The sequence below is a fragment of the Marivita sp. genome, assembly GCF_051859345.1.
Taxonomy (GTDB): domain Bacteria; phylum Pseudomonadota; class Alphaproteobacteria; order Rhodobacterales; family Rhodobacteraceae; genus Marivita.
Map to the genome: position 1 here is coordinate 80,004 of NZ_JBHYFV010000008.1, position 16,998 is coordinate 97,001.

At 61.0% G+C, this 16,998-nt stretch carries 15 protein-coding genes; 7 read left to right on the forward strand and 8 right to left on the reverse strand.

What is annotated here, in order from left to right; genetic code table 11:
* Window positions 1-86: 86 nt before the first annotated feature.
* A complete protein-coding gene (locus ACTIEN_RS07740) occupies window positions 87-905 on the forward strand; it encodes a protein-disulfide reductase DsbD domain-containing protein (protein WP_439522546.1) in 819 nt (272 codons plus the stop codon).
* 2 nt (window positions 906-907) lie between these two features.
* Here ACTIEN_RS07740 and ACTIEN_RS07745 read toward each other — a convergent pair whose 3' ends face one another.
* The 5 genes from ACTIEN_RS07745 to ACTIEN_RS07765 form a co-directional block, all read right to left on the reverse strand.
* Window positions 908-4,312 (reverse strand): efflux RND transporter permease subunit, encoded by a 3,405-nt coding sequence (locus tag ACTIEN_RS07745; RefSeq protein WP_439522547.1) that lies wholly within the window; start codon window positions 4,310-4,312, stop codon window positions 908-910.
* A gap of 3 nt (window positions 4,313-4,315) precedes the next feature.
* Entirely contained in the window at window positions 4,316-5,773 is a 1,458-nt protein-coding gene (locus ACTIEN_RS07750) for an efflux RND transporter periplasmic adaptor subunit (RefSeq protein WP_439522548.1), read from the reverse strand.
* Window positions 5,774-5,866: 93 nt separating this feature from the next.
* Window positions 5,867-6,409 (reverse strand): molybdenum cofactor biosynthesis protein B, encoded by a 543-nt coding sequence (gene moaB, locus ACTIEN_RS07755; protein ID WP_439522549.1) that lies wholly within the window; start codon window positions 6,407-6,409, stop codon window positions 5,867-5,869.
* Window positions 6,410-6,412: 3 nt separating this feature from the next.
* Entirely contained in the window at window positions 6,413-7,201 is a 789-nt protein-coding gene (locus ACTIEN_RS07760) for a uracil-DNA glycosylase (protein WP_439522550.1), read from the reverse strand.
* A 67-nt stretch (window positions 7,202-7,268) separates the two neighbouring features.
* Window positions 7,269-7,745, reverse strand: a complete 477-nt coding sequence (locus ACTIEN_RS07765; RefSeq protein ID WP_439522551.1) for a hypothetical protein — start codon at window positions 7,743-7,745, stop codon at window positions 7,269-7,271.
* Window positions 7,746-7,933: 188 nt separating this feature from the next.
* Here ACTIEN_RS07765 and ACTIEN_RS07770 point away from each other — a divergent pair, with 188 nt between their 5' ends.
* From ACTIEN_RS07770 to ACTIEN_RS07795, 6 genes are all read left to right on the forward strand, one after another.
* Window positions 7,934-8,896, forward strand: coding sequence for an aspartate carbamoyltransferase catalytic subunit (locus ACTIEN_RS07770; RefSeq protein ID WP_439522552.1), 963 nt, complete (start codon window positions 7,934-7,936; stop codon window positions 8,894-8,896).
* An 8-nt stretch (window positions 8,897-8,904) separates the two neighbouring features.
* On the forward strand, window positions 8,905-9,441 hold the full coding sequence (locus tag ACTIEN_RS07775; protein WP_439522553.1) for an aspartate carbamoyltransferase catalytic subunit: 537 nt from the start codon (window positions 8,905-8,907) through the stop codon (window positions 9,439-9,441).
* A 20-nt stretch (window positions 9,442-9,461) separates the two neighbouring features.
* Window positions 9,462-9,851, forward strand: coding sequence for a hypothetical protein (locus tag ACTIEN_RS07780; RefSeq protein ID WP_439522554.1), 390 nt, complete (start codon window positions 9,462-9,464; stop codon window positions 9,849-9,851).
* A gap of 1 nt (window position 9,852) precedes the next feature.
* Window positions 9,853-11,148: a dihydroorotase gene (gene pyrC, locus ACTIEN_RS07785; RefSeq protein WP_439522555.1), complete on the forward strand. Its 1,296-nt coding sequence runs from the start codon at window positions 9,853-9,855 to the stop codon at window positions 11,146-11,148.
* Window positions 11,148-11,759, forward strand: coding sequence for a glycerol-3-phosphate 1-O-acyltransferase PlsY (gene plsY / locus ACTIEN_RS07790; protein WP_439522556.1), 612 nt, complete (start codon window positions 11,148-11,150; stop codon window positions 11,757-11,759). The genes pyrC and plsY overlap by 1 nt, the downstream gene beginning before the upstream one ends.
* A 118-nt stretch (window positions 11,760-11,877) precedes the next feature.
* Complete coding sequence (locus ACTIEN_RS07795; protein ID WP_439522557.1) at window positions 11,878-13,914, forward strand: FAD-dependent oxidoreductase; 2,037 nt, start codon at window positions 11,878-11,880, stop codon at window positions 13,912-13,914.
* A gap of 54 nt (window positions 13,915-13,968) precedes the next feature.
* Here the strand turns inward: ACTIEN_RS07795 and msrA are convergent, their stop codons facing one another.
* The 3 genes from msrA to ACTIEN_RS07810 all read right to left on the reverse strand — a co-directional run bounded on the left by msrA (window position 13,969) and on the right by ACTIEN_RS07810 (window position 16,996).
* The gene (msrA, locus tag ACTIEN_RS07800) at window positions 13,969-14,475 is read right to left on the reverse strand and encodes a peptide-methionine (S)-S-oxide reductase MsrA (RefSeq protein ID WP_439522558.1); all 507 of its coding nucleotides are present in this window, start codon (window positions 14,473-14,475) and stop codon (window positions 13,969-13,971) included.
* Complete coding sequence (msrB, locus tag ACTIEN_RS07805) at window positions 14,472-14,921, reverse strand: peptide-methionine (R)-S-oxide reductase MsrB (protein ID WP_439522559.1); 450 nt, start codon at window positions 14,919-14,921, stop codon at window positions 14,472-14,474. Before msrB ends, msrA begins: the two co-directional genes overlap by 4 nt.
* A gap of 65 nt (window positions 14,922-14,986) precedes the next feature.
* Window positions 14,987-16,996: a hydantoinase/oxoprolinase N-terminal domain-containing protein gene (locus ACTIEN_RS07810; protein WP_439522560.1), complete on the reverse strand. Its 2,010-nt coding sequence runs from the start codon at window positions 16,994-16,996 to the stop codon at window positions 14,987-14,989.
* Window positions 16,997-16,998 lie beyond the last annotated feature (2 nt).

The window sequence follows — 16,998 nt, forward strand, 5'->3', positions numbered from 1 at the left end:
TTGCAAGGGCACACCGCACCCAAGCACACGGTGGATCGCCGGTTTGTGACTTTTCATCGCGGCAGAAAACCGCCATCTGCTATCGGATGAAGCATTTTCGCCCCCTCGTTTCCGCGCTGACCATGGTTCTTTTCCTGATCGCGCCAGCAGTCGCATCCGCCAGCGACACCACCGGCCTGTCCAAGATCGACCTGCGGCCGGGTTGGCGCATGGCGGATGGCAGTCACATGGCCGCGCTGCATATCATGCTTGAACCGGGGTGGAAGACCTATTGGCGCGCGCCCGGAGATGTGGGCATCCCGCCGCAATTCGACTGGACCGGATCGCAGAACATCAGCGCCGTCTCTGCCCATTGGCCCACACCCCACGTCTTTTTCGAACAGGGCATGCGGTCGGTCGGCTACAAGTCGGAAGTGGTGATCCCCCTGCACATGACGGCAAGTCAATCCGGGGTGGACATGACTCTGGCCGGCACCATGCAGATCGGGATCTGCAAGGACATCTGCATTCCCGCCAACCTGTCCTTCAACGCAACGCTTCCGCCGACCAGCACGCGGCCCGATCCGACCATCGCCGCCGCGCTGACGGATATGCCCTATACCGCGCGCGAAGCCGGTGTGAGCAATGTCACCTGCCGCTTTGAACCCGGTGCGGATGGTGGCTTGGTGCTGCACACAAGGATCGACATGCCGTCATCAGGCGGGACAGAGTATGTCGTCGTCGAGGCGGGCAATCCCCATGTCTGGGTCGCGGAACCGGACAGCAGACGCGATGGCGGTGCGCTCTACGCAAGCACCCGGCTGTTACATGTGGATGGGCGCAGTTTTGCGCTTGATCGCTCAGAGCTTCGGTTCACCGTGATTGGCAATGCTCGCGCGGTCGATATTCAGGGCTGTACGCCCTGACATCAGGCGGACCGCCGCGCCCTCGACACACCCATGGCAATTGCTCCAAGGCTATAAAGCCCAAGGCAGATCACCGCAGCGCCCGCCACAAACAGACCCAGACTCATCGCCAGCGTGGTGTCACCGGCAAGCCCAGCTTGGGCCAATACCGCGCGCAACGGCTCTGGCAAGGCCCCGGTGAGGGCGAAAGCCCCCATCGTTGCGCCCAGCCATCCGACAATCAGCGCGGCAGCCACACTCAGCCCCATCCGCACTCCAGTCCGGCGGAACCGCAAGCCACGTCGCGCCGTCTGGGTCAGGCGACCGATATCATTCTGAATCGCGATCAGCGACGGTACGATCAGCAACACGAGAAACATGCCAAACCCAAGACCGTAGACCAGCGTGATTACCGTCGGCTTGAGGAACTGAGCCTGATTTGATTGCTCATACAGAAGCGGCACCAACCCCAGAACCGTTGTCGCCGTGGTCAGGAACACAGGACGCAGGCGGTCTGCAGCACCGTCAATGATCGACGGGATCAGCCCCCGCTCCTGCGCTTTTTCGTCAATCGTCGTCACCAGGACAATAGAGTCGTTGATGATGATTCCGGTCATGCCCAACAGGCCCACCACCGTAAACATGCTGAGCGACACATCCCATTGCGCATGGCCATAGATCGTTCCGACCAATCCGAACGGGATCACAGACATCACCACCAGGGGTCTGGTCCAGCTTGCAAAGACCCATGACAGCACAAGGTAGATCGCCAACAGCGACAGGATCAGGCCGGTCCGCGCATCTTTCAGGAATTCCCCTTCCTGCTCACTCAGCCCCGAAAGCCGGTATTCCACCTGCCGTTCGCTTGCGATGGTGGGAAGGATCTCTGTCTCGAGCGCCAGCATGATGTCGTTTGCGCGCGCGGCATCGTCTTCGGAGATGTCGCCGGTCACCGAAATCAGGCGAATGCCGTTTTCGCGCCGCACCGTCGAGAATCCGGTCCGGCGATCCACGCTGACGATATCGGCAAGCTGCACGTATTCACCCTCGGGAGTCCGCATCTGCGTGCGTTCGAGAAAATCGGCGGTCAGCTCATCAGCAGGCAGTTCCACACGGATTTCCGCACTGCGCGGTCCGTCGGGATAGGTCGCCGCCTCAACCCCACCCAGGCGCGCGCGCAGGACGCTGCCCAGCCCGTCGATGGTAAAGCCAAGCGCCTGACCCTGCGGTGTCAATTCGAGGATCAGTTCTTCCTTGTCATAGGCCAGGTTATCCTCGACCGCCGAAACTTCGGGATATTGCAGCAACGCGGTCTTGAGGTCTTCGGACGCCGCTTTCAGCGTCTCGGCACTTGCGCCAAAGAACTGGACATCCAGCGCATCGCTGGCCGGGCCGCTTCCCCAACTGCGAAAGCTGATGGTTTCCACCAAGGGATGGCGTTGCACGGAGTCCTGCAATTCGCTTACGAAAGCACCGCTGGTAAACGGGCGCAGATCGGCGTCGATCAGTTCGATGGAAATGCCGCCAAGCTGATCGGCATCCTTGGTATCGGCACCTGCAATACCGCGACCTGCATTGCCACCGATTTCCGCAATTACATAGTCGATCGGATTGACGCCATGACGCTCTTCGAACGATCCGGCCACGTCCTCGACCGATTTCTGGAAGATGCGCATCATCTCGATTGTGTCGTCGCGTGTAGCCCCCGGTGCCATGGCAAAGTTGCCGGTGACCGAGCTTTGCTCAGGTGAATTGAAAAACCGCCATTGCACATCACCGCGGATAAACAAGGCCGCCTGCGACGCCAGAAGCACCACCGCCCCCGCCAACACGGCATAGCGCGCCTGCAGGACGAGGCCCATAAACGGACGGAACAGGGTTTCCCGCATCCAGCGGAAGCCCCGGTTCACCACCCGCGAGGGCACATCATACCAGTGTTCTTTCGCGCTATGGGCAATCGCATGCGCCATGTGGTTCGGCAGGATCAGGAAACATTCGACCAGCGACGCCGCAAGGACCGCGATGACGGTAAAGGGAATATCCGAAATCAGATCGCCAAAGCGCCCGCCGATGACCACGAGCCCATAGAACGCGATAATTGTCGTGAGGGTCGCCGCAAAGACCGGAAGCGCCATGCGATGCGCCGCGCGTTCCGCCGCCTCGACAGGTGGCAGGCCGCTTCGCGCCAGATGGTCGGCATGTTCACCAACCACGATGGCGTCATCCACCACGATCCCCAAGGTGATGATCAGCGCAAACAGTGAGATCATGTTGATCGTGATCCCGGCCGCATACATCAGCGCAATCGCGGCCATCATTGCGACTGGAATACCCGCCGCCACCCAGAACGCCGTCCGTGCATTCAGGAACAGGAACAGCAGCATGACCACCAGGACAAGACCCGTCAGGCCATTGTCCAACAGGATGTCCAGACGCCCCGAAATCGCCTCGGCCCTTGTGCGGATCAGATCGACCGACACACCGTCCGGCAAGGACGCCTCGAATTCTGAGGCGACCTCTTCGACGGTGCGCTGGATCGCGATGGCATCCCCTTGGTCGCTGCGGTCGACGCGGATCGAAATCGCCGGGTTCTCTCCTACAAAATAGCTGCGCTGGCGGTCGATCCCTTCGATGAAGAGCGTGCCGACATCGCCCACGGTCAGGTTCGATCCATCCGCGTTGGACCGCAGAACGATGTTCGAAATCTGTTCTGCGCTGCGCTTTTCCACGCCGGTCCGCACGCGGGTGTTTGCGTTGCCCACATCGCCCGCCGGATCGGCATCGACCTCCTGGCCAATGGCCGTCGCGATCTCGCGGATGGAGATATCAAACGCGATGAGGTTGGCCGACGGCACTTCGATCACGGTACGCGGTGCCGACAGACCCCTTATCGTTGTACGCGTGACGCCTTCGGCAAACAGGCGTGCCGTCAACTCGTCCGCAAAGCGTGCAAGCTGATCGACACCCACTGGGCCCGTGATCACCAGATCCGTCACCCGATCGCTCCAACCGCCACGCCGAACCACGGGATCTTCGGCATCGGCAGGCAGGTTCGTGACCGCGTCCACAGCCGTCTTCACATCGTCAGCCGCGCGCGACATGTCCCATCCCGGCTCAAACTCGAGCCGGATAGAAGCCCGCCCTTCGCGCGACGACGCTTCAGAGCTTTCAACCCCTTCAACGGACAGGATCACCGGTTCAAGCACCTGAACGATACCACGATCCACGTCTTCCGCACCTGCGCCATCCCACGCCACCGACACGTCCACATCATCAATGATCACGTCCGGAAAGAATTGCGCGCGCATGTTCGGGATCGAAAACGCACCCGCCGCGATCAGCAGGATCAAGAGCAGGTTCGCAACCGTCCTGTGACGCACGAAATAGCTGAGAACGCCGCCAGCTTTGCCGGAAAGTGCCCGCGCCATCGGTTAGCCCCCCATCCGGGATTCGATGCGATCCACCACCTGAACCGGTACAGTGCCTTGGGACAATTGGTTCAGGATGCGCTGGCGGGCTTCTTCCGGCATCCGTGTGTTGGCTTGCACAAAGGCGGTCAGCCGCGCGCGCCGTTCTTCCGTCAACTCGACCATCTCGGGTTCTTCCGGCGCAGCCTGTCCGGCCTGGCGCAAGGGACGCACCTTGATCCCGGCCCCCAGAAGCGGCGTCCGTTCTGCCACAACATCGCGCCCCTGAAGGACAGGCGCGCGCACCAGAACATCATCACCCTGACGCCGCAACAGAGTGACGGAAACCACCTCAAGCCGGTCATCTTCGGCCAGAACCAGTACCTCGTTTGCCGCATCCAGCGCCGATGCAGGCAAACGGGCAACGCGGTCCAGCGGCGGTTCGTCGATCTGCACGGTCACGAAATCCCCGGGGCGGAATCCGGGTGCGCTAGTCAGGTTGGCGAACAAGAGTCGCCCTGTCTGACCATCCCCCACCGCTGCACCGGAACGGCTCAACGTGCCAGTCGCGGTCAGGTTGGTTCCGAACACGTCCAGAACAACGGTCACGTCCGCTTTGGACAACTGACCTTCCTCGTTCAGAAGGCGCGCAAATTGCTGCGTCGACACACGGAAGGCCACCTCGAGCGCGTCCGCATCAATCAACCGCGCCAATTGTTCGTTTGACGACACCAGACGCCCCTGAACCACGGACACCTCGGCCAGGGTTCCGGTAAAATCTGCCGTGATCAACGTGTCATCCAATCGCCGCTGCGCCTCGGCCTCGGCGATGATGGCGCGCGACAGGCGTGTGGTGGCCTGATCAATCCGCGCCTCGGCCTGAGCCACGGCCTGTCTGCGGGACAAGACGGCCTGGCGGGCCTGCGCGGCAGCAAGCTCGGCCACCTCGACCGCGGCGGCGGTTCCGACGCCACGATCCTGCAGATCACGCTGACGCTGAAAGGCCCGCTCACGCAGGGTTGCCTGTTCTTCGGCGGCCTCAAGCTCATCCTGCGCCAGAACGATGGCGCGTTCCGCCTCGCGCTGTTCGGCCTCGGCATCAACGATGTCACTCTGCACACGTTGCAACACTGACTCTGCATCGGTTGGATCAATCCGAACAAGCATCTGGCCCTCGGTCACGGTGCCACCTTCGACAAACTCCGGTGCGATCTCGATCACGCGGCCGCCGGCGGCAGCACGGATTTCAAGAGTCCGCACGCTTTCGATCTGCCCGAACGCCGTCAGCACCGGCGTGATCGTTTCAAACTCGGCCCTGACAATGTTGACCGCAAAGACACGTTCCCGCTGCGGAAAGCTGCGCGGTTCCTGCGCCATGCGCACTTGCACGGCATCGCGCACCTGTACAGCGGCATAAGCCAAAAGCCCAAGCGTCAGAGAAAGTAGAAAAAGCCCCGTCAGGCTACGGCGTAGAAACCGCATTGGCGACAATCCTCGGTAACAGTGCTGGCCTATCAAATAGCCAAAACTGAATGTTTTCCAATAACACGTTCGTTTATCACACGAAGTGTATCGTCATTTCCGTCGCAAATGTTCGTCCAATCGCGGTAAAATCTCGACAAAGTTACAAGGACGGTGCCGATAATCGAGCTGAAGGCTCAAAATCTCGTCCCACGCGTCCTTGCACGCACCGGGGCTGCCGGGCAGCGCAAAGAGGTAGGTTCCATTGCGCACCCCGCCGGTCGCACGGCTTTGGACGGCGCTTGTGCCGATCTTCTGAAACGACACCATGGTGAAGACCGTGCCGAACGCGTCGATCTCTTTCTCGTAGACATCGCGATGCGCCTCAACGGTGACATCCCGCCCCGTGAGTCCGGTTCCCCCGGTCGAGATCACCACATCAATGTCGGGTTGATCACACCAGTCGCGCAACTGTGCCGCAATCTGATCACGTTCGTCCTGAATGATCTTGCGATCCGCCACGATATGCCCCGCGCCTTCGATCCGGGCCACAAGCGTGTCACCCGACCGATCCTCTTGCAGCGACCGCGTGTCGCTGACCGTCAACACGGCGATGCGGATGGGCATGAAGTCTTTGCTCTCGTCGATACGGCTCATGATTCAGGCTTTCTTGTCCAGATGCGCGCGCAGTTCCAAAAGATCTGCCCAGGTCTCACGCTTTGCTGCCGGGGTCCGCAAAAGATACGCCGGATGGAACATCGGCAACACCGGCAGACCCACCGCCTCATCCCACTGCCCGCGCAATCGGGTGATCCCGCGTTTGCCCAACAGCGCCTGACACGGGATATTGCCCATGACGACCAGCAGCTTTGGCTGGGCCAGTTCGATGTGCCGCTTCAGGAACGGCAGCATCATCGCCATTTCTGTCGGTTTCGGGTCCCGGTTCTGCGGTGGGCGCCAGGGCAGGACATTGGTGATGTAGACGCCTTGCGCGCTGTCGTGATCCCGGCCCAGATCAATCGCGGCCAGCATCCTGTCGAGCAATTTCCCCGCACGACCCACAAATGGCTTGCCGATCTGATCCTCTTCACGCCCCGGCGCTTCGCCCACGATCATCACCGAGGATCCGGGAACGCCATCGCAGAACACCAGATTGCGCGCCCCTTTCTGCAAGTCACAATGCGGAAAAGCCGCCATGGCTGACTTCAGGGCCGCCAAATCGCCAGCCACCCGCGCCGCCGTTTCGGCCTCGGCCACAGGATCAACGCTTTGGGACGGCTGAACGGGAACAGCGGGTGCAGACACAGCCGGAGAGATACCCGCCATGGGCGGCGGGGCCACCTGTTCAAAGCGATTGACGGGCACGTCCGAGATAGCCTCGGTCACACCCATCTCAAGCTGCCATTCAAGCGCGGCCCGTGCCGCATGCCAGTCTATCTGCGAATCCATGCCGGGAGCTTATCCCGGCACGGGTCCGTGCAAAAGCGGCGTTCATGCACCGCAGTCACACAGAAGATCACATCGGAGGGAACTGCCCCGGATAGCGCTTCCAGTTGGGCACGGTCACTGTATGTCCATAGCTTGGTGATTGACCATAGCTCCGTACTTGCCCCGGAGCGCTTGGGTGACCCGTGATGCAGCCTTGCTCAATGCGAGCTTTCACAATCGCATCATAGAATCCACGCGCCGAAGCCAACTGCGCTTGTTGATCGACGGTCAAAGGAAGCGCAAGAATTGCCGGGAAAAAAATAAACGTGCTGTAGAAAAAGACCGCAGCCGTGTCCCATTGAGCAGAGTTTCGCTGCAAATCAGCGACATGCCTTACATGCATCGCAAGCACACGTTGCTCTTCATTGAGTTCAGCACACGACGCGCCTCGAAAAACGAGGCTCGGAATATACGACGCAGGCACCCTCTGCGCTTGCTCTGCACATGCAGACAAGCCCAGACCGGCCGCCAGCAGGAGGCCAGTTAACTTATTGTAAAATTTCATGTTTTCCCCTCAGTCCACCGTCTGTTTTTAATACAACACACGGTCGAAAGTCAACCTGACGGAGAGTTGAATTCAAGAAAAGCTGTGGATAACCTGACAAATCACGCGCTTGATCTAAAGACAGGTGCGATACTTGCTGGCACGCAGGGTGACGCCTATAAGCAAGCTGCTTCGTTCTGGAACTCCACATGATTTTTGCGCAACGACACCTTCTCGGGATCGAACCCCTTCGCCCGGACGAAATCACCACGCTGTTGGACCTGTCCGACCAATACGCAGATCGCAACCGCAAGCGGACGCCAAGCACCAACGTGCTTGCGGGGATGACGCAGATCAACATGTTCTTCGAGAATTCGACCCGCACACAAGCCAGCTTTGAGCTTGCCGGCAAGCGATTGGGCGCGGATGTGATGAACATGGCGATGCAGGCCAGTTCGGTCAAAAAGGGCGAAACGCTGATCGACACCGCGCTGACACTGAACGCGATGCGCCCCGATCTTCTGGTGGTACGCCATCCACAGTCAGGCGCGGTGGACCTGCTGTCCCAAAAGGTGAACTGCGCAGTTCTCAACGCAGGCGACGGCAGACACGAACATCCGACACAGGCGCTTCTGGATGCGCTGACGATCCGGCGCGCCAAAGGGCGGCTGCACCGCCTGTCTATCGCGATCTGCGGTGATATTGCCCACAGTCGCGTCGCGCGGTCCAATATCATGCTGCTGGGCAAGATGGAAAACCGTGTGCGTCTGGTCGGCCCGCCGACGCTGATGCCTGCAGGGATTGGTGAATTTGGTGTCGAAGTGTTCGAAGACATGCGTGAAGGGCTCAAGGACGTCGATGTCGTGATGATGCTGCGTTTGCAGAAAGAGCGGATGGATGGCGGCTTTATCCCGTCCGAACGGGAATATTACCACCGCTATGGGCTGGACGCCGAAAAGCTGAGCCATGCGCGGGAAGACGCCATCATCATGCACCCCGGCCCGATGAACCGTGGTGTGGAAATCGACGGAACGCTGGCCGATGACATCAACCGGTCGGTTATTCAGGAACAGGTGGAAATGGGTGTTGCCGTGCGCATGGCCGCAATGGATTTGCTGGCCCGGTCCCTGCGAGACCGGCGCGCTTCGCAAGACGAAGGTGTGATGGTGTGAGCGCATCCATGCACATCAAGAGCAGCGAACGGGGCGTGATCCGCGTGTTTCACATCGACCTGCCCCGCGAAGCAATCGAAAGGTTCACCATGCAGGCCGGAACCGGTGAATGGCCGCTGCAATACGCGCTTGGGGCCAAGTCGCTGCGCCAGGCCTTTGTCGAGGTGATCAACATTCGCGATCTGGGTGAAATGCCCCTGTCGCAATACCTGATCAACGCTCATGACGTCAGCAGATCTGACCTTGGCACGATGCGGACACGTCTGGACGCGCTGACAGGCTTTGCGCTTGTTTTGCCGTCGCAGGCCTTCAACCAGACCGAACAGGAGCTGACCATTTCGGCCCCGCTGCGCTGGATCGGCACGTTCAATGAACCCAAACCGGCCACCCGCGTCGGGCCGATCCTGACAGAGTCGGCCAAAGGCATCGGCAGCGGGGCGTCCGCACCGAAACCGCAAAAATCAAACTCCGCACTCTGGTTTGTCGTGGGGCTGTTTTTCCTGATCGCCTCGGGCATCATCCTTGCCAAACTTCTGCTCAACTGACCTGCCCGCCGAAAGCGCTTATGATTGAATTCAAACCTGACATGGCCACCTACATCCGCGCGCACGCCGTGATGACTGCGATTGCGATGGTGGTCGGGATGCTGATCCTATGGGCCGTGGGCAACCCACACATCTGGACGGGAGCGATCGGCGGTCTTGCGGCTGTGGCGTTGCGGGGTTGGTATCTTGCCGATGAGGTCATGGAAGAAACCTGGACCCTGACAAAATTCGGCCTCAAGGGACCGTATGAACGCAAGGCCGACCTGGATGAAATCGTCAAACTGCGCGTCATTGCCGGCTCGGTTCAGGTGATCACGAAAACGGGCAACAAACACCTGATCAAGTACCAACCAGACCCAAGGGCCGTGATCGACCAGATCAATGATTTCCGTCAGCAAGAGGCGGCCTGACATGACGTTCCTCATCACCAATGCCCGTTTGATCGACCCCGAGACGGGAACCGTCACCCCAGGCGCGGTTCTGCTGCGCGATGGCGTGATTGCCGAGGTGTTCGAAACGCCCAACCCGGACATCAGCAGCGATACTGTCCCGGCAGACAACCGACGCGACGCGGGCGGCAAATGCCTTGCCCCTGGGATTGTCGATATCGGCGTGAAAATCTGCGAACCCGGCGAACGCCATAAGGAAAGCTATGGCTCTGCCGGTCAGGCGGCTGCGGCAGGCGGCGTGACCACCATCGTCACACGCCCCGACACCAACCCCGCCATCGACACGCCGGAGACGCTCGAATTTGTCCGCCGTCGCGCCAATGAGGCCGCACCGGTCCATGTTCTGCCCATGGCCGCGCTGACCAAAGGCCGCGACGGACGCGAAATGACAGAGATCGGCTTTCTAATGGATGCGGGCGCGGTGGCCTTCACCGATTGCGACCGCGTGGTGCGCGACACCAAGGTTCTGAGCCGCGCGATGACCTATGCCCGTGCGCTTGGTGCCCTCGTCGTTGGTCATCCGCAGGAACCCACCCTGTCGGCCGGGGCGGCCACGACATCGGGCAAGTTCGCCTCACTCCGGGGATTGCCCGCCGTCACGCCGATGGCCGAACGTATGGGCCTTGATCGCGACATCGCGCTGGTCGAAATGACGGGCGTACGCTACCACGCCGACCAGATCACCACGGCCCGCGCCCTGCCACCTTTGGAACGTGCGAAACACAACGGTTTTGACGTGACGGCCGGCATTTCGATGCATCACCTGACGCTCAATGAATTCGACGTTGCCGACTACCGCACCTTTTTCAAGGTCAAGCCGCCGCTCAGGGCCGAGGATGACCGGCAGGCGGTGGTCGAGGCTGTGAAATCCGGGCTGATCGACGTGATCGGGTCGTTTCACACGCCACAGGACGAAGAAAGCAAACGGCTCCCCTTTGAAGAAGCGGCAAGCGGCGCGGTCGGTCTTGAGACCATGCTTCCGGTTCTGATGCGGCTTTATCACTCCGGTGATCTGAACCTGCCGACGCTCTTCCGCGCGCTCTCTCTCAACCCGGCAAGACGTCTTGGGCTGGATTGCGGGCGCCTGAGCAAAGGCGCGCCTGCCGATCTTGTGCTGTTCGATCCCGACAAACCCATCGTGCTGGACCGGTTCAAACTTCTGTCCAAGTCGAAAAACACACCCTTTGACGGCGCGCGCTTGCAAGGTAAGGTTCTGGAAACCTTCGTGAGCGGAACATCGGTCTACCGGAGCGCCTGATGCCAGCACTTGAGTCAAGCCTTGTCGTCCTCGCTCTTTGGGGCATCATCGGCTACTTGCTGGGCTCCATCCCGTTCGGACTCATCCTGACCAAAGCCATGGGCCTTGGCAATCTGCGCGAAATTGGATCCGGCAACATCGGCGCGACCAACGTTCTGCGCACAGGCAACAAAGGGGCCGCCGCCGCAACCCTGGTGCTGGATGGCGCAAAAGGGGCGGTCGCGGTTCTGCTTGCGCGTGCACTGGCTGGCGAGGATGCGGCCCAGATCGCCGCACTTGCCGCCTTTCTGGGCCATTGCTTTCCGGCCTGGCTTGGCTTCAAGGGGGGCAAAGGCGTTGCCACCTTCCTTGGTCTGATGCTGTCGCTCGCATGGCCGGTCGGACTCCTGGCCTGCGCGGTATGGGTGGCCACAGCCGCAATAAGCCGCATATCCAGCCTTTCGGCCCTTGTGGCCGCCGCTTGGGCGCCCTTGATGTGCCTGCTTGTCGGACAGGGTCAGATCTTTGCACTGACCCTCCTGCTCGCGTTCCTGATCGTCTGGCGACACCGTCAAAACCTTGGACGTCTCAAGGACGGCACCGAACCCCGGATCGGCAACTCCAAGACCTGACCGCCGGTCTGCGCTGACCCGCTCACCAATGGCCAAACCGACAGGAACCGTCGGTTTTGGCATGACATGATTGAACGTTTCACCAAATACTGGCCTCATGCCAGAGACGGAATCCGCCATGTCCAAAGACCCGCTTCTTCAGCCATTTCAGCTCAAACATCTGACGCTGAAAAACCGGATCATGACCACGGCACATGAACCTGCCTATCCCGAAGACGGGATGCCAAAGGACCGCTACATCGCCTATCACGCCGAACGCGCCAAGGGTGGTGTCGCGATGGCGATGACCGCAGGCTCGGCTTCGGTGTCAAGGGACAGCCCACCGGTGTTCAACAACGTGATCGCCCATGATGATCGCGTCGTGCCCTGGATCACCCGTCTGACCGACGCGCTTCATGAACATGGCTGCGCCGCAATGATCCAGCTGACGCATCTGGGCCGTCGGACCGTCTGGAACAAAGGGGATTGGCTCCCTTCGGTGTCGTCCTCCAAACACCGCGAACCGGCACATCGCGCCTTTCCAAAACGCGTCGAGGATTGGGACATCGCGCGCATCATCACCGATTTTGCAGATGCGGCAGAGCGGATGAAGGCGGGCGGCATGGATGGGATAGAGCTTGAGGTCTACGGGCATCTGCTTGATCAGTTCTGGTCACCGCTGACCAATGACCTGACCGGCCCCTACGGCGCAGACACGCTGGAAAACCGGATGCGCTTTCCCCTCGACGTGCTGGCGGCAGTCCGCAAGCGCGTAGGTGCAGAGTTCATCATCGGATTCCGCATGGCCGCAGACGAGGTACAAAAGGGTGGGATCACGGCAGAACAAGGCGTCGAGATGGCCAGGATTGTCACCGCCACCGGTCAGCTTGATTTCCTCAACGTGATCCGGGGCCGTGTCCACACCGACCCGTCACTGACAAACGTGATTCCCGTGCAGGGCATGAAAAGCGCGCCGCATCTGGATTTTGCCGGGACTGTTCGCGCTGCCACCGGACTGCCCACCTTTCACGCCGCACGCATCCCCGATGTCGCAACGGCCCGCCACGCGGTCGAGGCGGGGCTATTGGACATGGTCGGCATGACCCGGGCGCACATGGCTGATCCGCATATCGTCAACAAGATCATCGAAGGGCGCGAACAGGATATCCGCCCCTGCGTCGGGGCCACCTACTGCCTTGATCGCATCTATGGCGCGGGTGAGGCGCTGTGCATCCACAACGTGTCCACGGGCCGTGAACTGTCGGTCCCGCACGATATCGCGCCCGCCACCAACCGTCGCAAGGTGGTGATCGTCGGTGCAGGCCCCGGCGGGTTGGAAGCAGCGCGCGTCGCCGCAGAACGTGGCCATGACGTTACAGTATTCGAGGCCCAACCCGACCCCGGCGGCCAGATCCGCCTGACCACCCAGACCCCACGCAGACGCGAGATGATCGGCATTATCGACTGGCGCATGGCCCAATGCGCCGCCCGTGACGTGACCTTCCACTTCAACACCTGGGCCGAGGCGGAAGACGTCACCGCGCTCACCCCCGATGTGGTGATTGTTGCGACGGGCGGTCTGCCCAATCTCGAACTTCATGAAACCGGGCGGGACGCCGACCATGTGATCTCGGCCTGGGATATCATCGCTGGCGACGTGAAACCGGCCGAACGCGTGCTGATCTACGACGAAACCGGTGACCATCCGGGACTGCAAGCTGCCGAGATCGCAGCAGAAGCCGGTTCACAGGTCGAGGTCATGACCCCCGACCGCACCTTCGCGCCAGATATCATGGGCATGAACCTCGTTCCCTATATGCGCAGCTTGCAGGACAAGGATGTCACCTTCACCGTCACCCGCCGCCTGCTTGGCGTCACCCGAACGGGAAACACGCTGACTGCAACCATCGGCACGGATTACAGCGATCATCGCTATGAAAAAAGCTACGATCAGATTGTCGTCAACTACGGCACCATGCCGTTGGACGATCTCTATTTTGCGCTGAAACCGCTGAGCGCAAACGCGGGCGAAGTGGACTACGACGCGCTGATCGACGGGACCGCACAACCGACACCCGCCAATGGGTTCCAGCTCTTTCGCATCGGCGACGCGGTCTCGGCCCGCAACCTTCACGCTGCCATCTACGACGCCATGCGCCTGATGCGCCACTGTTGAACGGGGCGGAATGGCTTTTCGAAAAGCCATTCAAAGCGATTTCGAAATCGCTTCCTACTCTGCCGCATCCCGTTTCGGCAAAACCCAATCCGCGCGCGGGAAATGGCAGGTATAGCCATGCGGAATTCGCTCCAGGTAATCCTGATGTTCCGGCTCGGCTTCCCAGAAGTCTCCAACCGGCTCCACCTCGGTCACAACCTTGCCCGGCCAGATGCCAGAAGCGTTCACATCCGCAATCGTGTCCAAAGCACAGTCTTTCTGGGTCTCGTCCACATAATAGATCGCAGACCGATAGCTCAATCCCCGGTCATTTCCCTGACGGTTCAGCGTTGTCGGATCGTGGATCTGAAAGAAGAACTCCAGCAACGCGCGATACGACATCACCGAAGGATCGAAGACAATCTCAATCCCTTCCGCATGTGTCCCGTGATTGCGATAGGTCGCGTTCGGTACGTCGCCGCCCGTGTATCCCACGCGGGTCGCCTCAACTCCGGGCAACTTGCGGATCAAATCCTGCATGCCCCAGAAACAGCCCCCGGCCAAAACAGCACGTTCACTCATGCCACATCCTCCACTTGTTCCAGATAGTCGCCATAGCCCTCGGCCTCCATGTCATCGCGATGGATGAACCGAAGGCTGGCGGAATTGATGCAATAGCGCAAACCACCGCGGTCTTGCGGGCCATCGGGAAAAACATGGCCCAAATGGCTGTCGCCGTGAGTCGAGCGCACTTCGGTACGGATCATCCCATGGCTGATATCGCGCAATTCGTTCACATGCGCAGGTTCGATCGGCTTGGTAAAGCTCGGCCAGCCACAACCGGACTCGTACTTGTCGGCAGAGGCGAACAATGGCTCGCCGCTCACGATATCGACGTAAATACCGGGCTCCTTGTTATCAAGATACGCCCCCGTTCCGGGCCGTTCCGTCCCGCTTTCCTGCGTGACGTAGAACTGCTCGGGAGTCAGAGTCTCGATGACTGCCGGGTTCTTGTCGTACTTGGCCATAATTCGCCTCCTGTCCGTGGTCTTGGCACAGTAAATGGCGCGGACAGATCAAAGTCCAACCCTTGTTACAGCGCCGTCGCCACGTCGTGACTGGCAATGCGGGGACGCCCGGTTGCCTCAACCACGATGCGTGCCTCGACAAACATCTCGCGGGCTTCGATTTCGACCCGCTTGATGTCTCGCGACACACTGAGATGAACCGACGCAACGCCGGCCGTCTCCGCATCCGCCTGCGCCGCCGCCTTCAGGGTTGTCTCCAAAGCCGATAACGCGCTTTCTGCATCACCAAAGTCCTGCGGTACATCGCCAAGATGTGCCCGGAACAACCCCTCGGACGGGCATGTAACCATGCCTTCGCGGATCATCCGAACCCGCCCGGTGACCGCCCCGATCGCATTGGCCACATCCCCATGATCGGGCAACAAAGTTTCGGCATTCAGCCAAGCACCCACCGCCGGGTAGGTCACCCGCGCAGACGCGCCCAAACCCACCACGGGCACGCCCAGCGCTGTTGTCATCCGCACAAGGCCCGGAACCTGACGCAATCCCCGATGCACAAGCGGATGGCGCGCTGCCGCTGACGGATCTTCTACCCCATCGGCCGCAAAACCCGCCTCCAAAAGTGCCGTTCCCGTCGCATCGGTCAACGCATCCGCCACCTGCCGCGCCATGTCCCGCGCGCTCTGGGCGTGCTTTTCGCCCGATCCGGATCGCTTGCGCGCCAAGAGCAACATCGCCTTTTCCGACGCAGTCGCGTCCCAATGTGTGAACATTCCCAACACATGCAGCGCATCTGTGGGCGTCGGTCCCGCCACCTGCACCAACCCGCGCGACACCAGAACCCGCAGCGCCTGCGCGTCCAGCCTGGAGGTCAGAACCTCGGACAAGGGATGAACCACCTCTGTCACACGCGCCAGAACCGACCGCGCACGCTCGGACAATCCGACATCGTCCTGCCCCGCCACACGACGCACAAACCGCGCATCATGCTCACCCGGCACAGCGCGGCTCAGTTGCGCATCAAGCGTCCGGTGAACGATCTCCGGCGCATCGCCCGCGATCAGGGCGACCGGTAGCGCGCGCCTTGGCCCCAGCGTCACACGGGTGTCCAACCCATGGGCTGCAAGGTGAACTTCACTGTCCCCCCCCAGACCATGTGTGCGCATGGCAACCGCCTCGACCATGGTGCGATGGGGACCAACCCGCGCGCCATCCGGGTCAATGACCGGCCGACCGTTCTGCATCAAGGCAATGTCGGTTGTCGTCCCACCGATATCCGACACCAAAGCAGTCTCCGCCCCGGTCAGCCAGCGCGCCCCGACAATCGACGCCGCCGGGCCGCTCAGGATCGTCTCGATGGGCCGCTCCTGCGCCTGCGCCGCCGACATGAGCGCCCCATCGCCCCGCACCACCATCAGCGGCGCATCAATCCCAAGCTGGCGCAAGGCGCCCTCCGCGCGCCCGATCAAACGATGCGTCAGCCCGATCAGCCGGGCATTCAACAAGGCTGTCAAGGCCCGCTTCGGTCCGCCGAGTTTCGCAGAAAGCTCGTGTGAACAGGTCACTGGCTTGCCCGTCGCCGCCCTGACCACCTCTCGCGCCGCCACCTCATGGGCCGGGTTTCGCGTGCCAAACTGCGCCGCAATGGCAAAAGCCGACACGTCCTGCGCTGCAGCCCAATCCGTGATGGCTTTTGTATCCAAAGACGCCACTTCGGACCCGGCATGGGTGTGTCCCCCTGCGATCAGGAAAACCGGATCATCTGCCAATGCCTCGCGCAACCCCTGCGCCGCAAGATCCCGTTCCGCAAATCCGATATAGATCAGCGCAACCCGCGCGCCCTGCCCCTCGACCAGTGCATTGGTCGCCAGGGTTGTGGACAGCGATGCCAAGGCGATGTCAGACGGCGCTACGCCTGACGCGTCCAGAACCGCGCGCACCGCCTCGGACACACCCACAGCCAAATCATGGCGCGTGGTCAGTGCCTTGGCACTGGCGATGACCGACTCTTCGTCGCGCATCAGCACGGCATCGGTATAGGTGCCGCCGGTATCCACGCCCAACAATATCGCCATCT

Excerpts from the sequence above, each read along its gene's own strand:
- ACTIEN_RS07765 (WP_439522551.1), bottom strand. The coding sequence starts at position 7,745 with ATGAAATTTTACAATAAGTTAACTGGCCTCCTGCTGGCGGCCGGTCTG.
- ACTIEN_RS07760 (WP_439522550.1), bottom strand. The coding sequence starts at position 7,201 with ATGGATTCGCAGATAGACTGGCATGCGGCACGGGCCGCGCTTGAATGG.
- plsY (WP_439522556.1), top strand. The coding sequence starts at position 11,148 with ATGCCAGCACTTGAGTCAAGCCTTGTCGTCCTCGCTCTTTGGGGCATC.
- moaB (WP_439522549.1), bottom strand. The coding sequence starts at position 6,409 with ATGAGCCGTATCGACGAGAGCAAAGACTTCATGCCCATCCGCATCGCC.
- ACTIEN_RS07750 (WP_439522548.1), bottom strand. The coding sequence starts at position 5,773 with ATGCGGTTTCTACGCCGTAGCCTGACGGGGCTTTTTCTACTTTCTCTG.
- msrA (WP_439522558.1), bottom strand. The coding sequence starts at position 14,475 with ATGAGTGAACGTGCTGTTTTGGCCGGGGGCTGTTTCTGGGGCATGCAG.
- ACTIEN_RS07770 (WP_439522552.1), top strand. The coding sequence starts at position 7,934 with ATGATTTTTGCGCAACGACACCTTCTCGGGATCGAACCCCTTCGCCCG.
- ACTIEN_RS07740 (WP_439522546.1), top strand. The coding sequence starts at position 87 with ATGAAGCATTTTCGCCCCCTCGTTTCCGCGCTGACCATGGTTCTTTTC.
- ACTIEN_RS07810 (WP_439522560.1), bottom strand. The coding sequence starts at position 16,996 with ATGGCGATATTGTTGGGCGTGGATACCGGCGGCACCTATACCGATGCC.
- ACTIEN_RS07775 (WP_439522553.1), top strand. The coding sequence starts at position 8,905 with ATGCACATCAAGAGCAGCGAACGGGGCGTGATCCGCGTGTTTCACATC.
- ACTIEN_RS07780 (WP_439522554.1), top strand. The coding sequence starts at position 9,462 with ATGATTGAATTCAAACCTGACATGGCCACCTACATCCGCGCGCACGCC.
- pyrC (WP_439522555.1), top strand. The coding sequence starts at position 9,853 with ATGACGTTCCTCATCACCAATGCCCGTTTGATCGACCCCGAGACGGGA.
- ACTIEN_RS07795 (WP_439522557.1), top strand. The coding sequence starts at position 11,878 with ATGTCCAAAGACCCGCTTCTTCAGCCATTTCAGCTCAAACATCTGACG.
- ACTIEN_RS07745 (WP_439522547.1), bottom strand. The coding sequence starts at position 4,312 with ATGGCGCGGGCACTTTCCGGCAAAGCTGGCGGCGTTCTCAGCTATTTC.
- msrB (WP_439522559.1), bottom strand. The coding sequence starts at position 14,921 with ATGGCCAAGTACGACAAGAACCCGGCAGTCATCGAGACTCTGACTCCC.